Source organism: Amycolatopsis sp. WAC 01376, assembly GCF_003947415.1.
Classification (GTDB): Bacteria; Actinomycetota; Actinomycetes; order Mycobacteriales; family Pseudonocardiaceae; genus Amycolatopsis.
Map to the genome: position 1 here is coordinate 490008 of NZ_QHKL01000006.1, position 20820 is coordinate 510827.

The following is a 20820-nucleotide window of genomic DNA, read 5'->3' on the forward strand; positions in this document are numbered from 1 at the left end:
AAAATTAGAGTAGCTCTAAGTTTGGTTCGGATCCAGTAAGCTGCCGTCATGAGCGAACCGGTGGGCTTGCGGGAACGGAAGAAGTGGCGCACCCGGAAGGCGTTGATCGAGACGGCGTACCGGCTCTTCGAGCAGCAGGGATACGACCGGACGACCACCGCCGAGATCGCCGCGGCCGCCGAGGTGTCGACCGCGACGTTCTTCAATCACTTCGCGACGAAGGAAGACCTGGTCCTTACCGACGACGGCGAGCACATCCTCGGCGCGGGGCTGGACGTCCTCGCGGCGCGCGAGGCGGGCGAGGCGGCGCCCCGGCTTCTGCGCCGCGCGATGCTCGGGATGCTCGCCGAGGCGGGGGCCGGGCCGCGCGATCCGGCGGCCGAGCCGGAGCGGATCCGGCTGGACCTGATCACATCGGTGCCGTCGTTGCGCGCGACGATGCTGCGGCGCGCGTTCGACGCTCAGCAGCGGCTTTCGGCCGCGCTGTGTCAAGCCTGCGAGGGCGAACTCGACGAGATCGACGCCGCGGCGGTCGTCGGCGCGGTCACCGGCGCGGTTTTCGCCGCCGGGCGAACGGCCCTTCGCCTCGGGACACCGCTCGACGAGGCGATGCGGCGCGCGATCGACCTCGCGACCGCTTGACGCACCGTCGAATCACGTGCGGTGCCAGGCGATCCCGCGATACGTGGAGGTGTCCGCGGCGAAGCCGTAGCCGATGATGACGGTGCCGTTCGCGTTGATGTGCTGGGCCACGATCGCCGTGATGCCGCGAGGCGACGGGAGCGGGAACGGTGTCGCGTCGGCGTCCCAGCGGACCGGGCGCACCGTTCCCTCGCTCCCGGATTCGCCGACGACCGTCCCGGCGTCGTCGATGTCGAAACACGTGCTGGCGAGGTCCGGCGGCAGGGGCCGGAGCACGGTGGGCCGTCCGTCGCGATCCCAGCGCGCGCAGGTGCCGTGCCGGTCCGGGGTCACGCCCCAGCCGATCGCGACACCGTGTCCGGTGATCCGGACGACCTGTCCCGCGCGGAACTCCGGTTCCCCGGTCAGCAAGACGGTGCCTCCGTCCCGGTTCCACACGACCCCGTCGCCGAGGATGGCGCCGGCGTCGGTGATACCGCAGGCCGTCGCACGGCGGGGCGGGGGAAGTTTGCTGATCTTCCCCGAGGACGTCCAGCGCACCGCTGTCCGGAGTCCTGTGCCGTTCTTGGCCGATCCGACGACCTCGTCCGACCCGTTCAGATCGTGGCCCTGTGTCTCGCCTCCGCCCGGGAGGGTGCCGAGTTCGACGGCTTCGCCGCCGGGCTCCCAGCGCAGCGCTCGCCAGCGGTAGCCCGGCCACATCGCGTTCCCCAGTATCGATCCGCGTTCGTTCACCCGGCATGCCGTACCGGAGACCATTCCGGCGGCGAGTTCGAGCGCGTGTACCCGGCCGTCGGGCAGCCAGCACACCGGCCGGAGGTGTTCGCCGATGTAGAGCGAGCCCGCGATGACGCCCGCGGCGTTGACGCTGACCGCCCGGCCGCCGGAACAGCCGTCGAGGATCGGCAAGAGGGTCGGACTCCCGTCGCGATCCCAGCGCACCGGCCGCGACCCCGACTCGCCCACGATCGTCCCGGCGTCGTTCACGCAGTACGCGCCGGTGCCCTCGCCGTCGGAGAGCGGCCGCAGGCCGACAGCCGTGAAGCAGGCTCCCTCGGTCATCGGATCGGGCACGAGTGGGCAGCCTAGTGCGAGCGCGCACGCAATGGGGAAAAGTGCACTGACCGGGTGACGCGCGCTCCACAAAGGACAGGACTACGGTGTCAGCACGATCCTGCCGAACACCTCGCCGTCGTCCATCTTCTGATGTGCCAGCACGGCTTTCTCCAGCGGAAGCACCTCGTGCACCACCGGGCGCAGCTCACCACGGGCCGCCGCGGCGAACTGCTCCGCCTCCACCGCGCGCCGATCCGCCTCCGGGATCGAATCCGCGCTGAAGGCCGCGAAGGAGAGGGACTTCCGGAACGTCGACATCAGCTTCGTGCCGAAGTCCGCCGGTGGCATGCCCGCCACCACGCCGACGAGCACCAATCGGCCGTTCGGATTCAACCTGTCGAAGAAGGAAGGCATGTCCACACCGGACACGATGTCGATGATGACGTCGTAGCCCGCGGGGCCGTCCCCGTCACCGGAACGGTCGAGCACGTGGGTCGCGCCCAGGTCGCGCAGGCGGTCGCCGCGTTCGGCAGAGGACGTCGTGACCGCGACCGCGCTCGCGCCACCGGCCGCCGCGAGTTGCACCGTCATGATCCCGATGCTGCCCGCCGCCCCGCGCACCAGCACGGACTCGCCCGCGGCGAAATGGGCGTGGGCGAGACCGAAATGGGACACCATGCCGGAGGTCCCGAGCGCCACCGCGTCCGTGGCGGACAGGTCGCCGGGGAGGGGCAAGACCTTCTCGACCGGGAGGGCCGTTCGCTCGACGTAGCCGCCGCCTTCACCGGTGAACGCCCAGACGCGCCGCCCGGTCCAGGCCGGATCGACACCGGCGCCGACCGCGGTGACGGTGCCCGCCACCTCGTTGCCGGGAACATGTCCTTCCCGGAAGCCGAAACCGGCGAGGGCCCCGCTCCGGATCACGGTGTCGACGCCGCCGACGCCGATCGCTTCCACCGTGATCAGCACTTCTCCCGCGGCGGGAACGGGGGAGGGTAGCTCGATCACGGCAAGGCCCTCGGGGGCGCCGAACTTCCGGATCTCGACTGCGCGCATCTTCGTCTCCTGGTCGTTGATCACCGGCGGCCGACGCTAACGGACGCCCCCGTCCGTTTTGGCTAAAGTGAGAGTGGTGACCAGTCGTTTGTCTCGGATCCCGCGCTCGGATGCCTTGGACAACCGCGAACGCATCCTCGAAGCGGCTCGCGTGTTGTTCGCCGCCGAAGGATTGAACGTGCCGATGCGGGAGGTCGCGCGCCGCGCCGAAGTCGGTCCCGCCACGCTGTACCGTCACTTCCCGACCAAGGAGATCCTGGCGACGGAGGCTTTCGCCGACCAGATGAGGATGTGCCACGTCGTCGTCGACGAGGGGCTCGCCGATCCGGATCCTTGGCACGGCTTGTGTTCCGTGATCGAGAAGATCTGCGAGCTGCACTCGCGTGACAGGGGTTTCACCGCGGCCTTCGTGTCGGCCTTTCCCAAGGCGGTGGATTTCACCGCGGACCGCGACTACGCGCTCAAGGCGATCGCCGAGTTGGCAGGCCGGGCCAAGGACACCGGGAAGCTCCGCTCCGACTTCGTGCTCGACGATCTGATCCTCATGCTCATGGCCAACAACGGGATCCAGGCGGCTTCGCCCGCCGCGCAGGTCGCCGCGTCCCGGCGGTTCGCCGCGCTGGTGATCCAGTCTTTCCGGGCCGTACCGGAACAGGTGCCGCTGCCGCCGGTCGCGCGGCTGGCCCTCGTGATGCCGGGAAAGACCCTTTGAATCACTTCCGGCGTGCTTCGAGTCCGTCCAGGATGAGCTCCAGCCCGAAGGCGAATTCGCTCGTGTGGTCGTAGCCGGGCCGCATCGCGTGGCCGGAGATCACCTCGGCCAGATAAGGGAACTCGTCCCTTGGCAGGTTCTCCAGGATGTCGTCCGCCACCTTCGCGAGGTCGTCGCTCGCCGGGAGACTCGACTCCTGCACCACGTATCCGCTGATGTAGCTGTCGATGAGCGAGACGGCGTGCACTGCCATCGGGAGCGTGAATCCCGCTCGTCTGAGGACACCCAGGACCGCGTCGTGGTGGCGCAGCGTCGCCGGCCCGGGATTGCGACGGGAGTCCATCAAGCCGAGTGCCCAGCTGTGCCGCGACAGGACCGCGCGTGCGGACGAAGCGCGGGCGCGGATCGCGTCGCGCCAATCGCCGTCTTCGGGGCCGGGCAGCTCGATCGCCGCGAACACCGCGTCGACGACGCCGTCGAGGATGGCGTCCTTGTTCGGCACGTGGTGGTACAGCGACATGGCCTCCACGCCCAGGTGCTGCGCGACCCGCCGCATCGTCATCGCCTCGACGCCGCCGCGATCGGCGACCTCGATCGCGGCTCGCAGTACGCGTTCTTTGGTGAGTGATCGGCGAGGCGGCACCTTGACAACCTTACAGGTGTAAGCCAGCCTTACGGGTGTAAGGCCATCGAGGGGAGAGCCCGATGCCGATGCCGAGATGGTGGGGCCACGTCAACAAACGGGTGTTCAACCCCCGCGCGATCGCCGGCGGGAAGTACCCGGTGCTGATCCACGTCGGCCGCGCCTCGGGGAAGACCCACCGCACGCCGCTCGACGCGCATCCCGTCGACGGCGGTTACCTGTTCGTCCCGGTGTACGGCCCGGACGCGGATTGGGTGCGGAACATCATGGCGGCGCGCGAGGCGCGGCTCCGGATCGACGGGCGGGAAGTGGAACTCGTCGGCCCGCGGCTCGTCGGCGAGGACGAGTTCCCCGGCGGTGTGAGCCGTCCGCCGAAACTGCTCCGGGTCACCGAATTCCTGCGGATGGACCTGAAACCCTGAGACGACCCTGCCCGTGGTTAGTACCGTGGAGGTAGGCGGCATCGTCCTGGAAGCTGATGCCCGCAGCGGTGATCCTTCGTAGTTTTACCGGTATGAAACGGATTTCAGTGGTCATTGCCGCACTCTGCGCGGCTACGCTCGTTTCCCCGGCCGTCGCGTCCGCGACGCCGCACTCGAAAGGCACGCTGCAGCGCGACGCCGACACGCTCGTGGAGAACGGTTCGCCGGGTGTCTTGGTCGAGCTGAGCACGGCGAAGGGCAGCGTCAAGGTGCGCAGCGGCCACGGTGATCTGCGGACCAAGACGCCGGTGCCGTGGAACGGGCACTTCCGGATCGCCAGCTTCAGCAAGACCTTCTTGTCCGCGACGATGCTCCAGCTCGTCGGCGAGGGCAGGCTTTCCCTGGAAGACACCGTGGAGAAGTGGCTGCCCGGCGTGGTGAGCGGGAACGGCAACGACGGCGGGGCCATCACCGTCCGGCAGCTGCTGCAGCACACCAGCGGCCTGCACGACTACATGGCCGAACTCGATCTCTTCACCGAGAAAGGCTTTCTGCGCCACCGGTTCGACCGGCTCAGCGCGGCCGAGGCGGTGAAACTGGCGGTCGGCAAGCCGCCGGCGTTCGAGCCCGGGAAGAGCTGGGGTTACTCCAACACCAACTACGTACTCGCCGGGATGGTGACCGAGAAGGTGACCGGCCGGGACTGGCAGCAGGAGATCGCCGACCGGATCGTCCGCCCGCTGGGCCTGCGTGAGACCTCGCTGCCGTACACGTCGCCGTTCATCCCTGGCCCGCACGCGCGAGGGTACGACCGCTTCGTCGTCGAGGGCTCGAATCCGCCGCTGCTCGGGCGACGGGTGGACGTGACGCTGATGAATCCGTCGATGGGCGGGGGAGCGGACGGGTCGATCAACAGCACCACCGAGGACGGCAACAAGTTCTTGCGGGCGTTGCTGGGCGGCAAGGTACTCCCGCCGGCGATGCTGGCCGAGATGAAGAAGACCGTGCCCGCTCCGGGGCTCGGCGCGTACGGGCTCGGCCTGGTGAAGGCGACCGCCTCCTGTGGCGACTACTGGGGCCACGGCGGCGCGCTGCCCGGCTTCCTGACCGGCAACGGCGTGACCGAGGACGGCAAGCGCAGCGTGATGGTCTCGCTGAACACGCTCACGCCGTACCACCCCGGCGCCGAACCGCCGGCGGGCAATCCCCTGGACCCGGTGATCGACCACGCGCTCTGCGGCCGCGGCTGATCCGGCTCGTGACAGGTAGGGACGGTTCTAGCCGTCCTTACCACTCACGAGCCCCAAGTACGGGCTGCCTCCACCATGGCCCTGACGCATTCGGCGACCGCGGGCCGGGTTTCCCCCTGCGGTTGCACGGCGTAGAGCTGCCGGTGCAGGACGGGTTCGAGCGGCGCGCACACCACGGTCGGCGGCGCGATCGTGGTGGCCATACTCGGCACCAGCGTGACGGCGCCGAGCCCGGCGACGACGGCGAACTGGGTGCCGAATCCGCTGACCGTATGCCGCACCACCGGTTCGATGCCGCGTTCGCGCAGGGTGTGGCGGATCCAGGCGTTCGCCAGGGTGGGGCGGGCCCAGGCGACCCAGATCTCGTCCGCGAGGTCTTCGGCGCGCACCGAGTCCGCGTCCGCGAGGTGGTGTCCGGCGGGGAGCACGATCATCGCCGAGTCGTCGCGCAGGACGGTCCAGCGGGTGTTCGGTGGCCGGGTGAGCGGCAGGTTCTCCCAGCTCTCGACGACCACGACGTCGAAGACTCCGTCGGCGAGGGCGGGAAGCGCCACTTCCGGTTCGACCTCGTGCAGCCGTGCCTCGATGCCGGGGTGGCGCACGGCGAGGCCGGTGAGGGCGGGTGCGATGAACGTGTGCACCCCGGACGGGATGGCGCCGATCTCGACGACGCCGGTCGTCGCCCCGGTGAGGGAGTCCAGATCGGCGCGGGCGGCGCGGAGTTCGGCGAGGACCCGGTCCGAGCGCTGCGCGAGCAGCAGTCCCGCCGGGGTGAGCCGGACGCCGCGGCCGTGCCGGACGAGGAGCGCGGTGCCCGCCTCCCGTTCCAGTTTCATCAGCTGCTGGGAGATCGCCGACGGCGTCACGTGCAGCAGTTCGGCCGCGGCGGCGAGCGATCCCCGCCGCCACACCGCGTGCAGCATCCGCAGCCGTTCCACATTGGACAGATCACCACTCATTAGCCGAGCTTAACCCCGGCGGTAAGAGGATCTCGCTGGTCCTGTCCGCTGTCGTGCGATCGAATCGAAGTCATGCGACACACCGGAATTCTCGCCGATCCGCGCGGGCAAGGAGTACTCGGAGCCCTCGCGATCGCCCTGTCCGCCCCGCTCGTCGCGCTGTCCGGCGTCAGTTCGACGACGGCGACGTTCTTCCGCTGCCTGTTCGCGTTGCCGATCCTCGTGCTGCTGGCTCGATCCCGGGAGCGAGGACACCGTCCCTCGCCTGCCGCGCGGCGGCGCCACGTACTGGCCGGTGTCCTGCTCGGGATCGACATGGTGCTGTGGAGCGAGGCGATCCTCGCCGTCGGCGCGGGGGTCGCCACGGCCCTGGTCAACGTCCAGGTGGTCTTGGTCCCGCTGGCCGGGCTGCTGTGGTTCGGCGAGCGTCCGTCGCGGTCGTTCTGGCTGTCGATCCCGGTGATGCTGGCGGGGACGGCGCTGGTCGGGGGACTGGCCGACGGCGGCGCCGCGGGCAGCGATCCCTGGTACGGCACGGTCATGGCCGTGCTGGCGGGTGTGGCCTACGCCGGTTACCTGATCCTGTTGCGCCGCGCCGGAACCGAAAGCGGCGGCCGTACGACGATGCTCGCCACCGCGACCGCGGCTTCCGCGAGCGTGGGTGGGCTTTCGGGCCTGTTCGCGGGAAATCTCGACGTCACGCCGCCGGCTTCGGCGTTGCTGTGGTTGTTCGTGCTGGCCGTGACCGGTCAGGTGCTCGGCTGGCTCCTGATCGGGAAGGCGCTGTCCGCCCTGCCCGCGAGCGGCGGGTCCGCCGTGCTGATGCTGCAACCCGCCGCCGCGATCCTGTTCGGGGCCGCCCTCCTCGGCCAGTGGCCGACGCCGTTGCAACTGGCGGGCTGTGCGCTCGTCGTCGTCGCGGTGGGTGTCGTGTCGCTACTGGGCGGCCGGTCGTCAGGGAACCACCAGCGCCGGCCAGTGCCCGATCCTGATGAGCTTGGTCGCGACCGAGCCCGCGAACCGGTGTCCCGCCTTCTGTGACGCGCGCCTACCTGTCCCGAGTCGGAAGTTCGTGTGGTGAAGATGCTGTCGGCTGAGCTGTGAGCATTCGCTGACTTCAAGGTGGTCAGGATGCCTTCATGGCGAGGTTCCGGACCGGTCACGGGAGCCGGTCCCGTCTTGAGTGTCCATGAGGGACACTTTCGGGCGGCGATATGTCCGGCTTGTGGGTAATGTGCGGTTTTCGGTGGGGGGCGTGAGTGGTAAGTGTCGTTCTAACGACACTTACCACTCACGACCCCCGCGCAAAGTACTCATAACGGACACTGTTGTTTGACTGGTGTCCCTTGTGGACAGTCAAGAGCCTCATCTTCACCTTTTTGTCCCCCGGGGCCAGGCGTGAAACGGCCGGATATCGATACGGATTTACGGCGCGAACTTCCGGTGCAGGACACTACTTGCTGACCCGGTCGGACGCCGGGGCTTCCGTCTTCGGCTCCACGTCGAGGGTGGTGCGCAGGGTGAGCGGCTTGAGCAGCAGCGCCGCGATCACGCCCACGACGCCCACCGCCGCGGAGATCAGGAAGATGTGCGCGGTCGCGTCGCCGTACACGGTGTGCACGATCGTCTGGACCTCCGGCGGCAGCGCCTTGAGGTTCAGCGCGCTGACGCTTCCCGTCGACGCCTGGCCTTCCGGGACGTGCAAGGCGGCCGACAGGTCGGCGGTGACCCGGTTCGCGAGCACCGCGCCCAGCACCGAGACGCCGATGGTGCCGCCGAGCGACCGGAAGAACGTGACCGAGGCACTGGCCGCGCCCAAATCCCGCAGCGGCACGGTGTTCTGCACGGCGAGCACGAGGTTCTGCATGGTCATGCCGACACCGACGCCGACCACCGCCATCGCGATGCCGACCAGCCACAGCGGCGAGGCGTGGTCGACCGTGCCCAGGCCGAGGAAGCCGACCACCAGGGTGATCGTGCCCGCCACGATGTACGGCTTCATCCGTCCGGTGCGGCTGATCAGGCGCCCGGAGACGGTCGAGGAGACGAGTACGCCCGCCATCAGCGGGATGGTCAGCAGACCGGCTTCGGTGGGGGAGTAGCCGCGGCCGACCTGGAAGTACTGGCCGAGGAACACCGCACCGCCGAACATCGCCATCCCGACGGCGAGGCTCGCGATGATCGCCAGCGCGGGGGTGCGCTGGGTGATGATGTGCAGCGGGACGACGGGTTCGCGGACCTTCCGTTCCACCAGCACGGCGAGTACCAGGAGCACGACGCCGCCCGCCACCATGAGGGCCGTCTGCCACGAGAGCCAGTCGAAGGTGTTCCCCACGAACGAGACCCAGATCAGCAGCACGCTCACGCCCGCGGCGATGAGACCCGCGCCGAGGTAGTCCACCTGGACGTTCTCCCGGCGGACGGTCTCCAGCTTCAGGGTCCGCTGCAGCACGATGAACGCCGCCACCGCGATCGGCACGCCGACGAAGAAGCACCACCGCCAGCCCAGCCACGGCACGTCCACGATCAGCCCGCCGAGCAGCGGGCCGCCGACGGTGGCGACCGCCATGACGGCGCCGAGGTAACCGTTGTAGCGGCCGCGTTCACGCGGCGGGATGATCGCCGCGATCACGACCTGGACCAGGGCCTGCAGGCCGCCGACGCCGATGCCCTGGAACGCGCGGGCGGCGATGAGCTGACCCGTGTTCTGGCTGAATCCGCTGATCATCGACCCGATCACGAAGATCACGATCGCGACCTGCACCAGCGTCTTCTTGTTGAACAGGTCGGCGAGCTTGCCCCAGATCGGGGTGGTGGCCGTCGCAGCCAGCAGGGTGGCCGTGACCACCCACGTGTACTGCGTCTGCGTGCCGTTCAGCGAGCCGATGATCAACGGCAGGGCGGTCGACACGACCGTCGAGCTGATCATCGCCACGAGCAGCGCGAGCAGCAGTCCGGACAGCGACTCGAGCACCTGCCGGTGTCCCATCGCCGTCGTTCCCTCGGTCTTCATGGCGTCCTTTCGAGCGGCAATTGTTGCTCATTGTGCAAACTTGCACAGTGAGAACTTTATTCCCCTCGCTACGCTGTCCTGGTGGACACCCTCGACACGCTCCGCACCCGCAAGAAGGCGGCGACGCGGCAAGCACTGCACGAGGCCGCGCTCCGGCTGGCGATGGAGCACGGTCTGGACGGTGTGACCGTCGAGGACATCGCCGACGCGGTGGGCGTGTCCCGGCGGACCTTCTCGAACTACTTCGCGAACAAAGAGGACGCGATCCTGCACGCCGACCGCGAGCGCACCGGGCTGCTGGTGTCGCTCGTCGAAGGCAGGCCGTCCGGCGAGAAGCCGTGGCAAGCCCTGCGCGCGGCGTGCCGGGAGCTGTACCGGGCGCACCCCGTCCCCGACCGTGAGTGGGTGGCGCAGCTCCGGCTGCTGCGACGGCATCCGTCGCTGCTCGCGCGGCAGGCCGGTGACCAGCTCGCCCTCGAACGCGACCTGATCGCGGTGCTGCTCGCCAGGGGGCACGGCCTCGATCAGGAGCTGGCCAGGCTCACCGCGGCGACCTTCCTCGCCACCTTGCGAACCGGGAACGTGCTGTGGCTGGAAGGTTCCGAGGAGCAGCCGCTGCCCGAGGTCGTGGATCGGTTGCTGGGCCGCGTTCAGCTCCGCTGAGCGAGGGGTCCGTCCACTCTGGACGGACCTTTCAAATAGAGCCGGTGCGCAAGGCGAAGGCGACGGCGTGCGTGCGGTTGTGCAGGCCGTAGCGCGACATCACCCGGTGGAGCACGTTCTTCACGGTGCTCTCCGAATAAGCGAGTTTGATCGCGATCTCTTCCGTGCCATGGCCATCCGCCAGCAGGCGGAGCACTTCACGTTCGCGGTCGGACAAGCCGGACAACGCGAGACCGTTGGGGATCAGCAGGTCCTCCTGTATCCGATCGAGCTGGGAGAGCAGGCTGCCCTGCAAACGCGGCGGCAGGGCGCCGGCGCCTTGGCTGACCGCGAGGATCGTCCGCACCAGATGCTCGCCGTCGAGATCACGCCGCGGCAGCAGAGCGGCCATGCCGCATTCGATCGCCGTCATCAGGACCTGGACCGGGAAATGGTCGGTGACGATCACGCATCTCGGTGGCGCCGGGAGTGACGACGCGGCGCGAACCTGGCGCAGGAAAGTGAAGACCCCGTCGCCGATCGAATCCCCGACGGTCACGATCACTTCGGCCGGTCCGAGGTCGGTTTCGGCAAGCACGTCCAGCCGTTCGTCGGCGCCGAGGATGCTCGTCGTGCCCAGTCCGGCGAGTAGATCCGGCGCATGCACGGCGACTTTGACGCGATCGGTCCTCCTGCTGAGCTTCTCCCCGTGAATCATGATCGAAGTCCCTCCCCACGTTGCATGTCAACCGCCGACGGACGCGGCAACGTCACAGGGCAAGACGCCCGGAAGGCGGGAAAGGTTCAGTGCGCACGCGATCGGACTCGGGCGAAGGCCGGTCACCGGGTCGTGAGGGCGTCCAGTTCGTCCGCGATCAACAGGCCGGGATCGAATTTCATCCCGGTGAAATGGCCGGCGAGTTCGAGCGAGAGCACGCCGTGCAGGCGGGTCCAGAAGGCGAGCGCGCGATGCAGGGTCGCGGACGGGGCCGGATCGTCGCCCGCCCAGTCGCGGTGGCCGTCCAGATGCTCGTCGAACGGGGTTTCCGGTTTGTCGACGGTGATCGCGCGGGACGCTTCGAGCAGCACGGTCATGACTTCGTTCGAAATGGCGGTGGTGTCGTCGGGCGCGTGGTAGCCGGGCACGGGCGTGCCGTAGATGAGGAAGTAGCGCTGAGGGTCGCTCCGGGCCCAGTCCCGGATGGTGACGGCGAGCCCGGCCAGGTCGGCACCGGCGTCGAACGCCGCCCGGACGGTGTCGGCCAGGCTTCGGTAGGCGTCGCGGATGAGCGCGGTGATGAGGTCGTCGCGGCCGGCGAAGTACCGGTACAGGGCGGGACCGCTCATCCCCACCTGTTTGGCGATCGCGTTGAGCGACAGCGCGGGCACCCCGGCGGCGGCGATCTGCTCCCACGCGTGCTGCTTGATCTCCGCGCGCACCTGGTCGCGGTAGCGTTCCCGCGGGCTCTGCCCGTCCGCGTCCGTCATCGGCCCTCCCGCTCCGTCGGCCCGCAGCTTAGTCGGCGCTTCTCCGCGAATGGTCACTCGGGCAGCAGCGCCAGCTCGGCCAAAGCCTGCTCCCGCCGGGTGGTGAACGACGGCTCGGGAGACAGCTCGACGGCCAGGGTCAGGCATTCCCTTGCCTCCTCGAAAGCACCCGCTTCCCGCCAGGCCCGCCCTTCGCGGAACGCGCAGATCGCCTCCATCGCGTCGAAACCGCCTTCCCACGAGAGCCATCGGCTGGTGCGGTAGTAGCCCGCCGCTTCCCGCCATTCGGCGAGATCCCCGAGTACGTCACCGATGGCGCGCAGGGACAGGGCCTTCAACATCCGGCGGAGGCCGGGATAGGTGTCGGCCGCCAGCCGTTCGGCGTCGGCGAGAACGCCACGGTGGACGGCGAGCGCTTCGGCGTGCTTCCCCGCCGCGAGCAACGCGTATCCGTAGACGTTCCGTGCCGAGCTTTGCCCGTCCCAGAACGGTAATTCGTCCGCCAGCTCGTAGCCGCGTTTCGCGAATTCGAACGCTTCGGCGTCCTCCCCGACGTATCGCAGCACCTGGCCGAGGTAGATCGACGCCCAGGTCTGCTCGGTGCGGTCGCCGATCCGGACGGCGATGTCCAGCGCGCGCCGGTGCGCCTCGACGGCACCTTCGGCGTCGTCGAGGCAGACACTGCAGGCCCAGCCGACGAAGTTGAGCAGTTTCGCCTCGTCCCCGGCGTTGCCGAGCGCGCTCGCCGAGGCCGCGCCGAGGGAGAAGATCTCCCACCACGGACGCTGGGAGCTCCGCCCGTCGGAGTACCAGTGCAGCGCGATGGCGAGGTCGCCGACCTCCCGGTGCCAGCCCTTCCGCGCCGCCACCCGCTGCGCGGCGATCCAGTTCCCGGCTTCGATGTCCAGCCAGCGCGCGCTTTCGTCCCGCGAACCGAACCGGCCGGTTTCCGGAGCCCGCGGGTAGAACAGCCTGGCCGCTTCGGCGGCCTTGTCGAGCAGATGGGCGAGCACGATGTCCCGCGCGGCAGGCTCTTCCTCCGCCTCGAACCGTTCCTCGGCGAACAGGCGGATCAGGTCGTGGAACTGGTGCCGTTCCGGATCCGCCGTGGCCTGCAGGAGGCTGGCGTCGACGAGTTCGTCGAGCTGATCGCGGACGTCGGCCGGGGCCGCGCCCGACACGACGCCCGCGAGTTCGAGGCCGAAGTCGGCGCCCGGCACGGTCGCCAGCCGCCGGAACAGCCGCCGCGCCCCGGCCGAGACCGCGCGATAGGACAGGTCGAACGCCGAGCGCAGTTGCAGATCGCCCGCCGCGAGCGCGCGCAGCCGGGTGCCTTCGTCACGCAACCGGTCGGCCAGGTGGGCCAGTGACCACTGCGGCCGGGTCGCGAGCCGGTTGCCCGCGATCCGGACGGCGAGCGGAAGGAAGCCGCACAGTTCGACGAGTTCCCGCGCCGCCGCCTGCTCCGCACGGACCCGGTCGGCACCGATGATCCTGGCGAGGAGACCGGTCGCGCCGCCGTCCGAAAGCGGTTCGAGCCCCAGCCACCGGGCGCCTTCGAGCCCGGCGAGCGTGCGCCGGCAGGTGATCAGGGTGAGGGAGCCAGGCCCGGCGACCAGCAGCGGCCTGAGCTGCGCCTCGTCGGCGGCGTTATCGAGCAGCAGCAGGACTTTCCGGCCTTCGAGCAGCATCCGCAGCAACGCCGACCGGTCGTCCTCGGAGGCGGGTACCTGTCCCGGTGCGACGTCCAGCGCGAGCAGCACCAGGTCGAGCGCGGCACGGGCGCTCAGCGGCTCCTCGTCCATCCCGCGCAGGTCCATCGCGAAGACCCCGTCCGGGTACCCCGCGCGCCAGAGATCCGCCGCGGTCACCGCGAGCGCGGTCTTCCCGACCCCGGCCTGTCCGACGATCGCGACCACGCCACCCTCGGCGGCCTTCGCGGACAGCTGCGCCAGTTCGCTTTCGCGGCCGGACAGATCCGGCGGCGGCGTGGGCAGCGCGCAGGTCGCCGCGACCTGGGCGGCCAGCGCCGGATTGCGGCGGCGTCCCTGTTTGGCGACGGTCAGGAAGAACTCCCGGTCACCGCCGGTGAGGCCGAGCGCGTCGGCCAGTACCTCGGCGGAGCGCTGCTGGGCGGCTCGCGCGCGGCCGCGTTCCAGCTCGCGCAGGGCGCGGACGCTGATCCCGGAGGCCTCGGCCAGCCGTCCCTGTGTCCAGCCCGCGGCCCGCCGGTGTTCGAGCAGCAGCTTGCCGAACACCGACCGCGTCTCGCTCGCCTCCACGGGTTCCACCGCGGTCCATTCAACCGGCAGGCTTCCGCTGTCGAAAAGCTGCCCCCTGCTTCCGCTTGTCCCGGCTTCGCCGCGGCCGGTTACCTGGAACCCATGTCGACGATCATGACGACGCCCGTCCGCCCGGTCGCCAGGACCGAAGGGCGCCGGGAGATCCTGGTCGCCGTGCACGCCGACGACCCGCTCGTCCGGGCGGGCCTGCGCAGCGCGCTCGGCGACGGCCCCGGCATCACGTTGCGGGACGACCCGGCGCAGGCCGACGTCCTCGTCGCGGTCGCGGGGGACGAGCCGCGCCGGATCCCCGCCGGATCCACCCGGCTGGTGCTGGTGGCCGATCAGCCCAACCAGGCCGAACTGTGGGCCGCGGTGGAACGCGGGCTCGCCGTCGTCGTCGCGCGCTCCGAGGCGACGCCGGGACGGCTGCTGCGCGCGGTCGCCGACGCCCACGCCGGCCGGGGCGATCTGCCCGCCGATCAGCTCGGCAGCCTGCTGCGGGGGATTTCGCGGCTGCACAAGGAAGTTCTCCAGCCGCGTGAGCTCACCCTCAGTGGCCTTTCGCCGCGCGAGACCGAAGTGCTCCGGTTGCTCGCGGACGGATTCGACACCGGTGAGATCGCCCGGCGGGTGGCCTACTCCGACCGCACGGTGAAGAACATCCTGCACGGCCTGCTCAGCCGGTTCGGTTTGCGCAACCGCACCCACGTCGTGGCGTACGCGCTCCGCGAAGGCCTCATCTGACGAACGGCTTCAGATCACCCCTTCGCGGATCGCGTACGCCACCGCGTGCGACCGGTTCCGCAGGCGCAGCCGGTCGGTGACCGCGTAGATGACGTTCTTCACCGTTCGTTCCGAATAGGACAGTTCGGTGGCGATCTCCTGGGTGTCGAATCCGTCGGCCATCAGCCGGAGGACTTCGATCTCCCGCGACGAGAGCACCGATCCGGCGGGCGCGCTCGGCGCGAGCTGCTCCCGGTTGAGCCGCTCGGCGTGTTCGGTCAGCCTGCCGAGCAGAGCCGACGGCGGGCTCACGGTGCCCGACGCGGCGACACGGACGCTGTCGGCCACCCGTGAATCGGTCATCGCCGACCTCGGCAGGATGGCGACCACCCGGCACGCCACCGCGGCCGCGAGCCCGCCCTCCTCGATCAGGTCGGTCACCAGCACGATCGGCTTGCCGAGTTCGGCGGCGACCTCGCGCAACGCGGCGACCGCGTCGGCCGAAAGCCGGTCGAAAGCCGCGACGACGACATCGGTTTCGCCCCGTGCCCGGCCTTCGACCACCGCCACGGACGCGCGGGTGCCGAGGAGCTCGACCATCCCGGCCTTCGTGATGGGGTCCAGGGCGCAGACACTCACCCGAACTGCTCGCATGTGTCCCTCTTCCGCCGCGGACGGCCCGCTGTCCACTGTGGATCTTCGCTTTGTCAAGGGCCGCCGGGACAGAAAGCGTTGCCCGCATGAGCGAGCACACCTCTTATACGGTGGAAATCGGGTGGCGGCTCGCCTCGGTGACCCCCACACCTGATGGTGGGTCGCCCCCTTATTCCCGCGCGGCTCGCGGCGATTCTCGCCCGCCGTGCCTGCCCCGGCAATGCGCTCGGCCGCGTCCTGCTTCCCGCGCCAGCCGAGAGTGGCCGAATGGGCATCCCCTCGCCGTGACCATGGCCGATGGCCAAGAATCCTGCCTCCGACCTGCGCAAACGCCACTTTGGCGCAAGATGGCACCATCTGACACTTGCAATGGCGCCATCGTGGTGCCATGATGGCGTCATGGATTTGACGCCCTTTGTGGACACCGTTCGCCGGGAGCTCGCCGTCGCCGCCGAGGCGGGGGGAGCGGAGGCGAGCGCGCTCGCCGAACGCCTGACCGCGCCGCTCGCGTCGGCCATTCGCCTGGCGCTGCTGGACGCGTTGTCCGCGGCGTCGGACGAGATCACCCGTGACCTCGCACCCGGTTCGGTCGAAGTCCGGCTGCGCGCCGGGGAAGCCAGCTTCGCCGTCACGCTTCCCGCGGCCGAGCAGGACGGGCTGGTCGCGGCCGCGACGCCGGAACCCCCGGCGCCCCCGCAGCCGCCGCTGCCGGACGAGGAAGGGGCCACCGCCCGGATCAACTTCCGGCTTCCGGAGCACCTCAAGGCACGCGTCGAGGAAGCTGCCGCCGCACAAGGCCGTTCGGTCAACGCGTGGCTCGTGCGGGCGGCGTCCGCCGCGCTCCAGCCGTCGGAACGGGCCACCCCGCCCGCTCAGGTGAGCGGCGGCCACCGGAGCACACAGCGTTACACGGGCTGGGTCAGCTAGACCCCGCTCACCAGCACAAACACCGATCACACCACCTCTGAGGGGACAACCATGCCTTCTTTCGCCACTCCGGAACCCATTCTCGCGGACCTCGAGCCGGTCGTCGGCAACGTCCGCATCGTCGCCGGCGACCGCACCGAAACGGTCGTCGAAGTCGCCCCGCTCGACGAGAACAACGCCTCCGACGTCGACGCCGCGAAGCGGACCGTCGTCGAATTCTCCGGCGGCACCCTGACGGTCCGCGCGCCGAAGATGCGCCTGCTCGACTTCAGCAACCGGACGAGGTCGATCGACGTCACCATCGAACTGCCCGCCGGTTCCCGGGTGCAGGGGAGCACCGGCCTCGGCGACCTGACCGCGACCGGGCGGCTCGGTGCCTGCCGCTACAAATCCGGGACCGGGCACATCCAGCTCGACCACGCGGGTGAGCTGAAACTGCACTCCGCGTCCGGGAACATCGTCGTCGAGCACGTCGACGGCAACGCCGACATCAGCACGAGCTCCGGTCGCGTGCACGTCGGCGGGATCAAGGGCACCGCGGTGGTCAAGAACTCGAACGGGTCGACCACGATCGGCGCCGCCGGTGACTCGATCCGCCTCCGTTCGGCCAACGGCGACATCACCGTGGAAAGTGCCGAAAGCGGCGTCGAAGCCAAGACCGCCAACGGTTCGGTCCGCGTGCTCGACGCCGCCAGGGGGACGCTCACGCTCGGGACGTCGTTGGGGGACATCGAGATCGGCATCCGCGAGGGCAGTGCGGCCTGGCTCGACGTGAACACCAACTTCGGCCGGGTCCTCAACGACATGACCGCCGCCACCGCACCCGGCGACGCGACCGACAAGGTCGAAATCCACGCCGGCACCGCCGTCGGCGACATCATCGTCCACCGTTCCTGACCCGACGGGTCCTTACACTTCAGGGGAATCCACATGAGACACCCGGCCATTTCCGCGACCGGACTGCGCAAGTCCTACGGCGACAAGGTCGTCCTGGACGGCATCGATCTGCACGTCCCGACCGGCACCGTCTTCGCCTTGCTCGGCCCCAACGGCGCCGGCAAGACCACCACCGTCAACATCCTGTCCACTTTGGTCGGTCCGGACGGCGGCGCCGCGACCATCGCCGGAGCCGATCTGGCCACCGATCCGGACGGAGTCCGTTCCGTCATCGGCCTCACCGGCCAGTTCTCCGCGGTCGACAAACTGCTCACCGGCGAGGAAAACCTGTTCCTCATGGCGGACTTGCACCATCTGCCCCGCCGCGAGGGACGCAAACGGGCCGCCGAACTCCTGGAACGGTTCGAGCTGACCGACGCCGCGAAGAAGACGCCGTCCACCTTCTCGGGTGGCATGCGCCGGAAACTCGATCTGGCGATGACGTTGATCGGTGACCCCAAGGTCATCTTCCTCGACGAGCCGACCACCGGCCTCGACCCGCGCAGCCGCCGCACCATGTGGCAGATCATCCGGGATCTCGTCGACAGCGGCGTGACGATCTTCCTCACCACGCAATACCTCGAGGAGGCAGACCAGCTCGCCGACCGCGTCGCCGTGCTCGACGGCGGCCGGATCGTCGCACTGGGCACCCCCGACGAACTGAAGCGCCGCGTGCCCGGCGGGCACATGCAGCTGAAGTTCCCCGACGCCGTCTCGCTGCGCGACGCGACCCGCGTACTTCAAGTGTCCACTTCGGACGAAGAAGCCCTGGTGCTCCGCGTGCCGACCGACGGCACCGTCACCGCCCTTCGCGCCGTGCTGGACCGGCTCGACGCCGAAGCGGTCTCCGTCGACAGCCTCACCGTGCACACCCCCGACCTCGACGACGTGTTCCTCAGCCTCACCGGTCACCGGACCGAAGCGACCAAGGAGATGGCCCGATGACCGCCCTGTCCCTCTCGATGCGCGACTCGGCGACCATGCTGCGCCGCAACATCCGGCATATGCAACGCTATCCGTCGCTCACCATCATGCTGATCGGCCAGCCGATCGTGTTCCTGCTGCTGTTCGTCTACGTCTTCGGCGGCACACTCGGGAACGGCCTCGGCGGAGGAGGTGGCAGGGCCGAATACGTCGGCTACGTCACGCCCGCCATCCTGCTCATCACCGTGTGCAGTGCCGCCCTCGGCACCGCCATCTCGGTGGCGACGGACATGACCGAAGGCATCATCGCCCGGTTCCGCACGATGGCGATCAGCAAGGCTTCGGTACTGACCGGACACGTCGTCGGCGCACTCATCCAGACGGCGTTCGCGCTCGCCGTGGTCTTCGGCGTCACCCTGCTCATCGGCTTCTCGCCGACCGCCGGCGTCGGCGAATGGTTCGCCACCGTCGGCCTGCTGTTGCTGCTCACCGTCGCGCTCACCTGGCTGTCGGTGGCGCTCGGCCTGGCGGCCAAGAGCGTGGAGACGGCCAGCAACACGCCCATGATCTTCATGCTGCTTCCCTTCCTCGGCAGCGGTTTCGTGCCCACCGACTCCATGCCCGCCTGGTTGCGCTGGTTCGCCGACTACCAGCCGTTCACACCGGTCATCGAGACCATCCGCGGTCTGCTGCTCGGTACCCCGATCGGCAGCAGCGGCTGGCTCGCGGTCGGGTGGTGCGTGCTGCTTTCGGTCGTCGGGTATGTGTGGTCGAAGTCCTTGTTCGCGAAGGAACGCGACCGCTGAGAGGTCGACTGGGGGTCGCCCCGGGCCGGAACCTTGGTGTTCCGGTCCGGGGCGTTGGTCTTTGGTTTTTAGCGGTTGGTCATTAATGGGCTGCGCGTTTCTCGTCGCCGTCACCCTTCAGTGTTGTTCGTTCGATTTCCTTGTCGCTTAAAATTACAAACGCTTGTTCGATTGTTTTACGGTATTCTTGAGGGGTGTCCGAGACTTTCCTTCCCGAGTTGCCGCAGGAGCTGTGGCGTGCTGGCAAGCTGGAGCTTGCCCAGGGCGTGCAGCAGTCTTTGCAGGTGATCAGGATGGCCACCGCCGGACTGGGGCGGTTCTTGGCGGAGATCGAGTCTCGGGGTGTCAAAGACTTGTACGGGTATGGCCGTACGGCGAACTGGTTCGCTGATATAGCGGGATTGTCGGTCGGTGAGGCGGGTGCGGTGGTGAACCGGGCCATCGCCCTGAACCCCACGCGTGCCCTGGACGGCACGGAGGTTCCGGCCGTTGCGCCCGCCACTGCTGCGGTCGCCGCGGAGGGACAGGTCGGGAATGAGCGGATCGACCAGATCCTGGACATCTTGAAGAACCTCCCGCCCGACACCTCGACTGAGGATCGGGCCAGTGCGGAGAAGATCCTCGCCAACCTGGCCCCGAACGCCGGGCCACGACAGTTGGTGGACGCCGAAGCGAAACTGCTGGGCTGGCTGGACCCCGACGGCAACGAACCCAAGGAACCCGAACCCAAGGAACCGCGCCGCGAGATCACCCTGGAGCGCCGCAAAGACGGCTACTGGAAACTCACCGGGCTCCTCGACGACGAAACCGGTGCCCGCACCGCGGCGGCTTTGGAGGCGCACGCGGCGCCGCGGCCGGTGGACGAGTTCGGCCAAGCCGATCTCCGGATGAAGTGCGAACGCATGGGTGACGCCTGGGTCGACATCCTGGACCTGGCGCTCGCCTGCCCCGACCAACCCGGCACCAACGGCTACCGCACTCTGCTGCATGTCACCATCGGACTCGACGAACTCAAATCCGGCCTCGGGACCGCCTGCTTGGACTTCGTCGGGACCATGACCGCCCGCGAGGCCCGGCTCGCGGCCTGCGACTGCCTGATGCTCCCGGTCGTCATGAGCGCCGCCGGAGAACCCCTCGACGTGGGACGGTTGAGGCGGTTCGTCACCCCCGGCCAGAGACGCGCCCTCAACATCCGCGACGGCGGCTGCGCCTTCCCCGGCTGCCATCGGCGGCCCAAGAACTGCCACGCACACCACATTCACCACTGGGCAGACGGAGGCCCCACCGACCTCCGAAACCTGGTGCTGCTGTGCGGTTTCCATCACCGGCTGATCCACCACGGTGATTGGGAAGTCCGGATGGCCGCCGATGGGTTACCGGAGTTCATCCCGCCTCAATACCGAGATCCGCTCCGAAAACCCCGGCGCAACACCCTGCACCACGTGTGACCCGAGGAGCCCGCCAGCCGCACCGGCGACGGGCCCCTCGGCATGCCCAGCGGACTTGAAGTACATGAAGGACCCCTTCCTTGCGCCTAGGTATAGGAAGGGGTCCTTCATGTACCCGGGAGTGCGTGAAGGCCCCCTTCACGCGTGCCGGTGCCACCGAGACTTCCCGTTCCGGAGCCGGCAGAAAGCCCCGACCGGACCGATCACAGCACGACCGTGTGGATTTCTGGGCAT

The 20820-nt window shown here is 69.1% G+C and carries 21 protein-coding genes; 12 read left to right on the top strand and 9 right to left on the bottom strand.

What is annotated here, in order from left to right:
- Window positions 1-48: 48 nt before the first annotated feature.
- Complete coding sequence (locus DMH03_RS29250; protein ID WP_125795187.1) at window positions 49-642, top strand: TetR/AcrR family transcriptional regulator; 594 nt, start codon at window positions 49-51, stop codon at window positions 640-642.
- Window positions 643-654: 12 nt separating this feature from the next.
- On the opposite strand, the gene DMH03_RS29255 is transcribed toward DMH03_RS29250, so the two are convergent.
- Window positions 655-1716 carry a hypothetical protein gene (locus tag DMH03_RS29255; RefSeq protein WP_233611703.1) on the bottom strand — a complete coding sequence of 354 codons (1062 nt, stop codon included), beginning with the start codon at window positions 1714-1716 and terminating at the stop codon, window positions 655-657.
- 81 nt (window positions 1717-1797) lie between these two features.
- Complete coding sequence (locus DMH03_RS29260) at window positions 1798-2754, bottom strand: zinc-dependent alcohol dehydrogenase family protein (RefSeq protein ID WP_125795188.1); 957 nt, start codon at window positions 2752-2754, stop codon at window positions 1798-1800.
- 76 nt (window positions 2755-2830) lie between these two features.
- Between DMH03_RS29260 and DMH03_RS29265 the strand changes: the two genes are divergently transcribed.
- Window positions 2831-3466 (top strand): TetR/AcrR family transcriptional regulator, encoded by a 636-nt coding sequence (locus tag DMH03_RS29265; protein ID WP_125795189.1) that lies wholly within the window; start codon window positions 2831-2833, stop codon window positions 3464-3466.
- A gap of 1 nt (window position 3467) precedes the next feature.
- On the opposite strand, the gene DMH03_RS29270 is transcribed toward DMH03_RS29265, so the two are convergent.
- Window positions 3468-4109 carry a TetR/AcrR family transcriptional regulator gene (locus tag DMH03_RS29270; protein WP_125795190.1) on the bottom strand — a complete coding sequence of 214 codons (642 nt, stop codon included), beginning with the start codon at window positions 4107-4109 and terminating at the stop codon, window positions 3468-3470.
- Between the two features lie 62 nt (window positions 4110-4171).
- Here DMH03_RS29270 and DMH03_RS29275 point away from each other — a divergent pair, with 62 nt between their 5' ends.
- Together DMH03_RS29275 and DMH03_RS29280 are read left to right on the top strand one after the other, a co-directional pair.
- Window positions 4172-4531, top strand: a complete 360-nt coding sequence (locus DMH03_RS29275; RefSeq protein WP_125795191.1) for a nitroreductase/quinone reductase family protein — start codon at window positions 4172-4174, stop codon at window positions 4529-4531.
- A gap of 92 nt (window positions 4532-4623) precedes the next feature.
- Window positions 4624-5781, top strand: coding sequence for a serine hydrolase (locus DMH03_RS29280; RefSeq protein ID WP_233611704.1), 1158 nt, complete (start codon window positions 4624-4626; stop codon window positions 5779-5781).
- A gap of 44 nt (window positions 5782-5825) precedes the next feature.
- Here DMH03_RS29280 and DMH03_RS29285 read toward each other — a convergent pair whose 3' ends face one another.
- Window positions 5826-6740, bottom strand: a complete 915-nt coding sequence (locus DMH03_RS29285) for a LysR family transcriptional regulator (protein ID WP_125795192.1) — start codon at window positions 6738-6740, stop codon at window positions 5826-5828.
- Between the two features lie 72 nt (window positions 6741-6812).
- Between DMH03_RS29285 and DMH03_RS29290 the strand changes: the two genes are divergently transcribed.
- On the top strand, window positions 6813-7781 hold the full coding sequence (locus DMH03_RS29290) for a DMT family transporter (protein ID WP_125795193.1): 969 nt from the start codon (window positions 6813-6815) through the stop codon (window positions 7779-7781).
- Window positions 7782-8193: 412 nt separating this feature from the next.
- Here DMH03_RS29290 and DMH03_RS29295 read toward each other — a convergent pair whose 3' ends face one another.
- Window positions 8194-9753 (bottom strand): MDR family MFS transporter, encoded by a 1560-nt coding sequence (locus DMH03_RS29295; protein ID WP_125795194.1) that lies wholly within the window; start codon window positions 9751-9753, stop codon window positions 8194-8196.
- An 81-nt stretch (window positions 9754-9834) separates the two neighbouring features.
- Between DMH03_RS29295 and DMH03_RS29300 the strand changes: the two genes are divergently transcribed.
- Complete coding sequence (locus DMH03_RS29300) at window positions 9835-10416, top strand: TetR/AcrR family transcriptional regulator (RefSeq protein ID WP_125795195.1); 582 nt, start codon at window positions 9835-9837, stop codon at window positions 10414-10416.
- Between the two features lie 31 nt (window positions 10417-10447).
- Here the strand turns inward: DMH03_RS29300 and DMH03_RS29305 are convergent, their stop codons facing one another.
- The 3 genes from DMH03_RS29305 to DMH03_RS29315 all read right to left on the bottom strand — a co-directional run bounded on the left by DMH03_RS29305 (window position 10448) and on the right by DMH03_RS29315 (window position 14174).
- On the bottom strand, window positions 10448-11113 hold the full coding sequence (locus DMH03_RS29305; RefSeq protein ID WP_125795196.1) for a response regulator transcription factor: 666 nt from the start codon (window positions 11111-11113) through the stop codon (window positions 10448-10450).
- 122 nt (window positions 11114-11235) lie between these two features.
- Complete coding sequence (locus tag DMH03_RS29310) at window positions 11236-11883, bottom strand: TetR/AcrR family transcriptional regulator (protein WP_125795197.1); 648 nt, start codon at window positions 11881-11883, stop codon at window positions 11236-11238.
- Between the two features lie 53 nt (window positions 11884-11936).
- On the bottom strand, window positions 11937-14174 hold the full coding sequence (locus DMH03_RS29315; protein WP_199749060.1) for an NB-ARC domain-containing protein: 2238 nt from the start codon (window positions 14172-14174) through the stop codon (window positions 11937-11939).
- A 93-nt stretch (window positions 14175-14267) separates the two neighbouring features.
- On the opposite strand from DMH03_RS29315, the gene DMH03_RS29320 reads away from it, so the two are divergent.
- Window positions 14268-14912 carry a response regulator transcription factor gene (locus tag DMH03_RS29320; protein ID WP_125795198.1) on the top strand — a complete coding sequence of 215 codons (645 nt, stop codon included), beginning with the start codon at window positions 14268-14270 and terminating at the stop codon, window positions 14910-14912.
- A gap of 9 nt (window positions 14913-14921) precedes the next feature.
- Here the strand turns inward: DMH03_RS29320 and DMH03_RS29325 are convergent, their stop codons facing one another.
- Complete coding sequence (locus DMH03_RS29325; RefSeq protein WP_125795466.1) at window positions 14922-15491, bottom strand: LuxR C-terminal-related transcriptional regulator; 570 nt, start codon at window positions 15489-15491, stop codon at window positions 14922-14924.
- A gap of 453 nt (window positions 15492-15944) precedes the next feature.
- Between DMH03_RS29325 and DMH03_RS29330 the strand changes: the two genes are divergently transcribed.
- From DMH03_RS29330 to DMH03_RS29350, 5 genes are all read left to right on the top strand, one after another.
- Complete coding sequence (locus tag DMH03_RS29330; RefSeq protein WP_233611705.1) at window positions 15945-16472, top strand: toxin-antitoxin system HicB family antitoxin; 528 nt, start codon at window positions 15945-15947, stop codon at window positions 16470-16472.
- A 51-nt stretch (window positions 16473-16523) separates the two neighbouring features.
- On the top strand, window positions 16524-17369 hold the full coding sequence (locus tag DMH03_RS29335; RefSeq protein ID WP_125795199.1) for a DUF4097 family beta strand repeat-containing protein: 846 nt from the start codon (window positions 16524-16526) through the stop codon (window positions 17367-17369).
- Window positions 17370-17402: 33 nt separating this feature from the next.
- The gene (locus DMH03_RS29340; protein ID WP_125795200.1) at window positions 17403-18353 is read left to right on the top strand and encodes an ATP-binding cassette domain-containing protein; all 951 of its coding nucleotides are present in this window, start codon (window positions 17403-17405) and stop codon (window positions 18351-18353) included.
- Complete coding sequence (locus tag DMH03_RS29345; RefSeq protein ID WP_125795201.1) at window positions 18350-19138, top strand: ABC transporter permease; 789 nt, start codon at window positions 18350-18352, stop codon at window positions 19136-19138. Before DMH03_RS29340 ends, DMH03_RS29345 begins: the two co-directional genes overlap by 4 nt.
- Window positions 19139-19332: 194 nt before the next feature.
- The gene (locus DMH03_RS29350) at window positions 19333-20586 is read left to right on the top strand and encodes an HNH endonuclease signature motif containing protein (protein WP_125795202.1); all 1254 of its coding nucleotides are present in this window, start codon (window positions 19333-19335) and stop codon (window positions 20584-20586) included.
- Window positions 20587-20820: the final 234 nt, after the last annotated feature.

Coding starts and splice junctions, on each gene's coding strand:
- DMH03_RS29250 (WP_125795187.1), top strand. CDS start 49: ATGAGCGAACCGGTGGGCTTGCGGGAACGGAAGAAGTGGCGCACCCGG.
- DMH03_RS29260 (WP_125795188.1), bottom strand. CDS start 2,754: ATGCGCGCAGTCGAGATCCGGAAGTTCGGCGCCCCCGAGGGCCTTGCC.
- DMH03_RS29275 (WP_125795191.1), top strand. CDS start 4,172: ATGCCGATGCCGAGATGGTGGGGCCACGTCAACAAACGGGTGTTCAAC.
- DMH03_RS29280 (WP_233611704.1), top strand. CDS start 4,624: ATGAAACGGATTTCAGTGGTCATTGCCGCACTCTGCGCGGCTACGCTC.
- DMH03_RS29285 (WP_125795192.1), bottom strand. CDS start 6,740: ATGAGTGGTGATCTGTCCAATGTGGAACGGCTGCGGATGCTGCACGCG.
- DMH03_RS29290 (WP_125795193.1), top strand. CDS start 6,813: ATGCGACACACCGGAATTCTCGCCGATCCGCGCGGGCAAGGAGTACTC.
- DMH03_RS29295 (WP_125795194.1), bottom strand. CDS start 9,753: ATGAAGACCGAGGGAACGACGGCGATGGGACACCGGCAGGTGCTCGAG.
- DMH03_RS29305 (WP_125795196.1), bottom strand. CDS start 11,113: ATGATTCACGGGGAGAAGCTCAGCAGGAGGACCGATCGCGTCAAAGTC.
- DMH03_RS29310 (WP_125795197.1), bottom strand. CDS start 11,883: ATGACGGACGCGGACGGGCAGAGCCCGCGGGAACGCTACCGCGACCAG.
- DMH03_RS29320 (WP_125795198.1), top strand. CDS start 14,268: ATGTCGACGATCATGACGACGCCCGTCCGCCCGGTCGCCAGGACCGAA.
- DMH03_RS29325 (WP_125795466.1), bottom strand. CDS start 15,491: ATGGTCGAGCTCCTCGGCACCCGCGCGTCCGTGGCGGTGGTCGAAGGC.
- DMH03_RS29330 (WP_233611705.1), top strand. CDS start 15,945: ATGGATTTGACGCCCTTTGTGGACACCGTTCGCCGGGAGCTCGCCGTC.
- DMH03_RS29335 (WP_125795199.1), top strand. CDS start 16,524: ATGCCTTCTTTCGCCACTCCGGAACCCATTCTCGCGGACCTCGAGCCG.
- DMH03_RS29340 (WP_125795200.1), top strand. CDS start 17,403: ATGAGACACCCGGCCATTTCCGCGACCGGACTGCGCAAGTCCTACGGC.
- DMH03_RS29345 (WP_125795201.1), top strand. CDS start 18,350: ATGACCGCCCTGTCCCTCTCGATGCGCGACTCGGCGACCATGCTGCGC.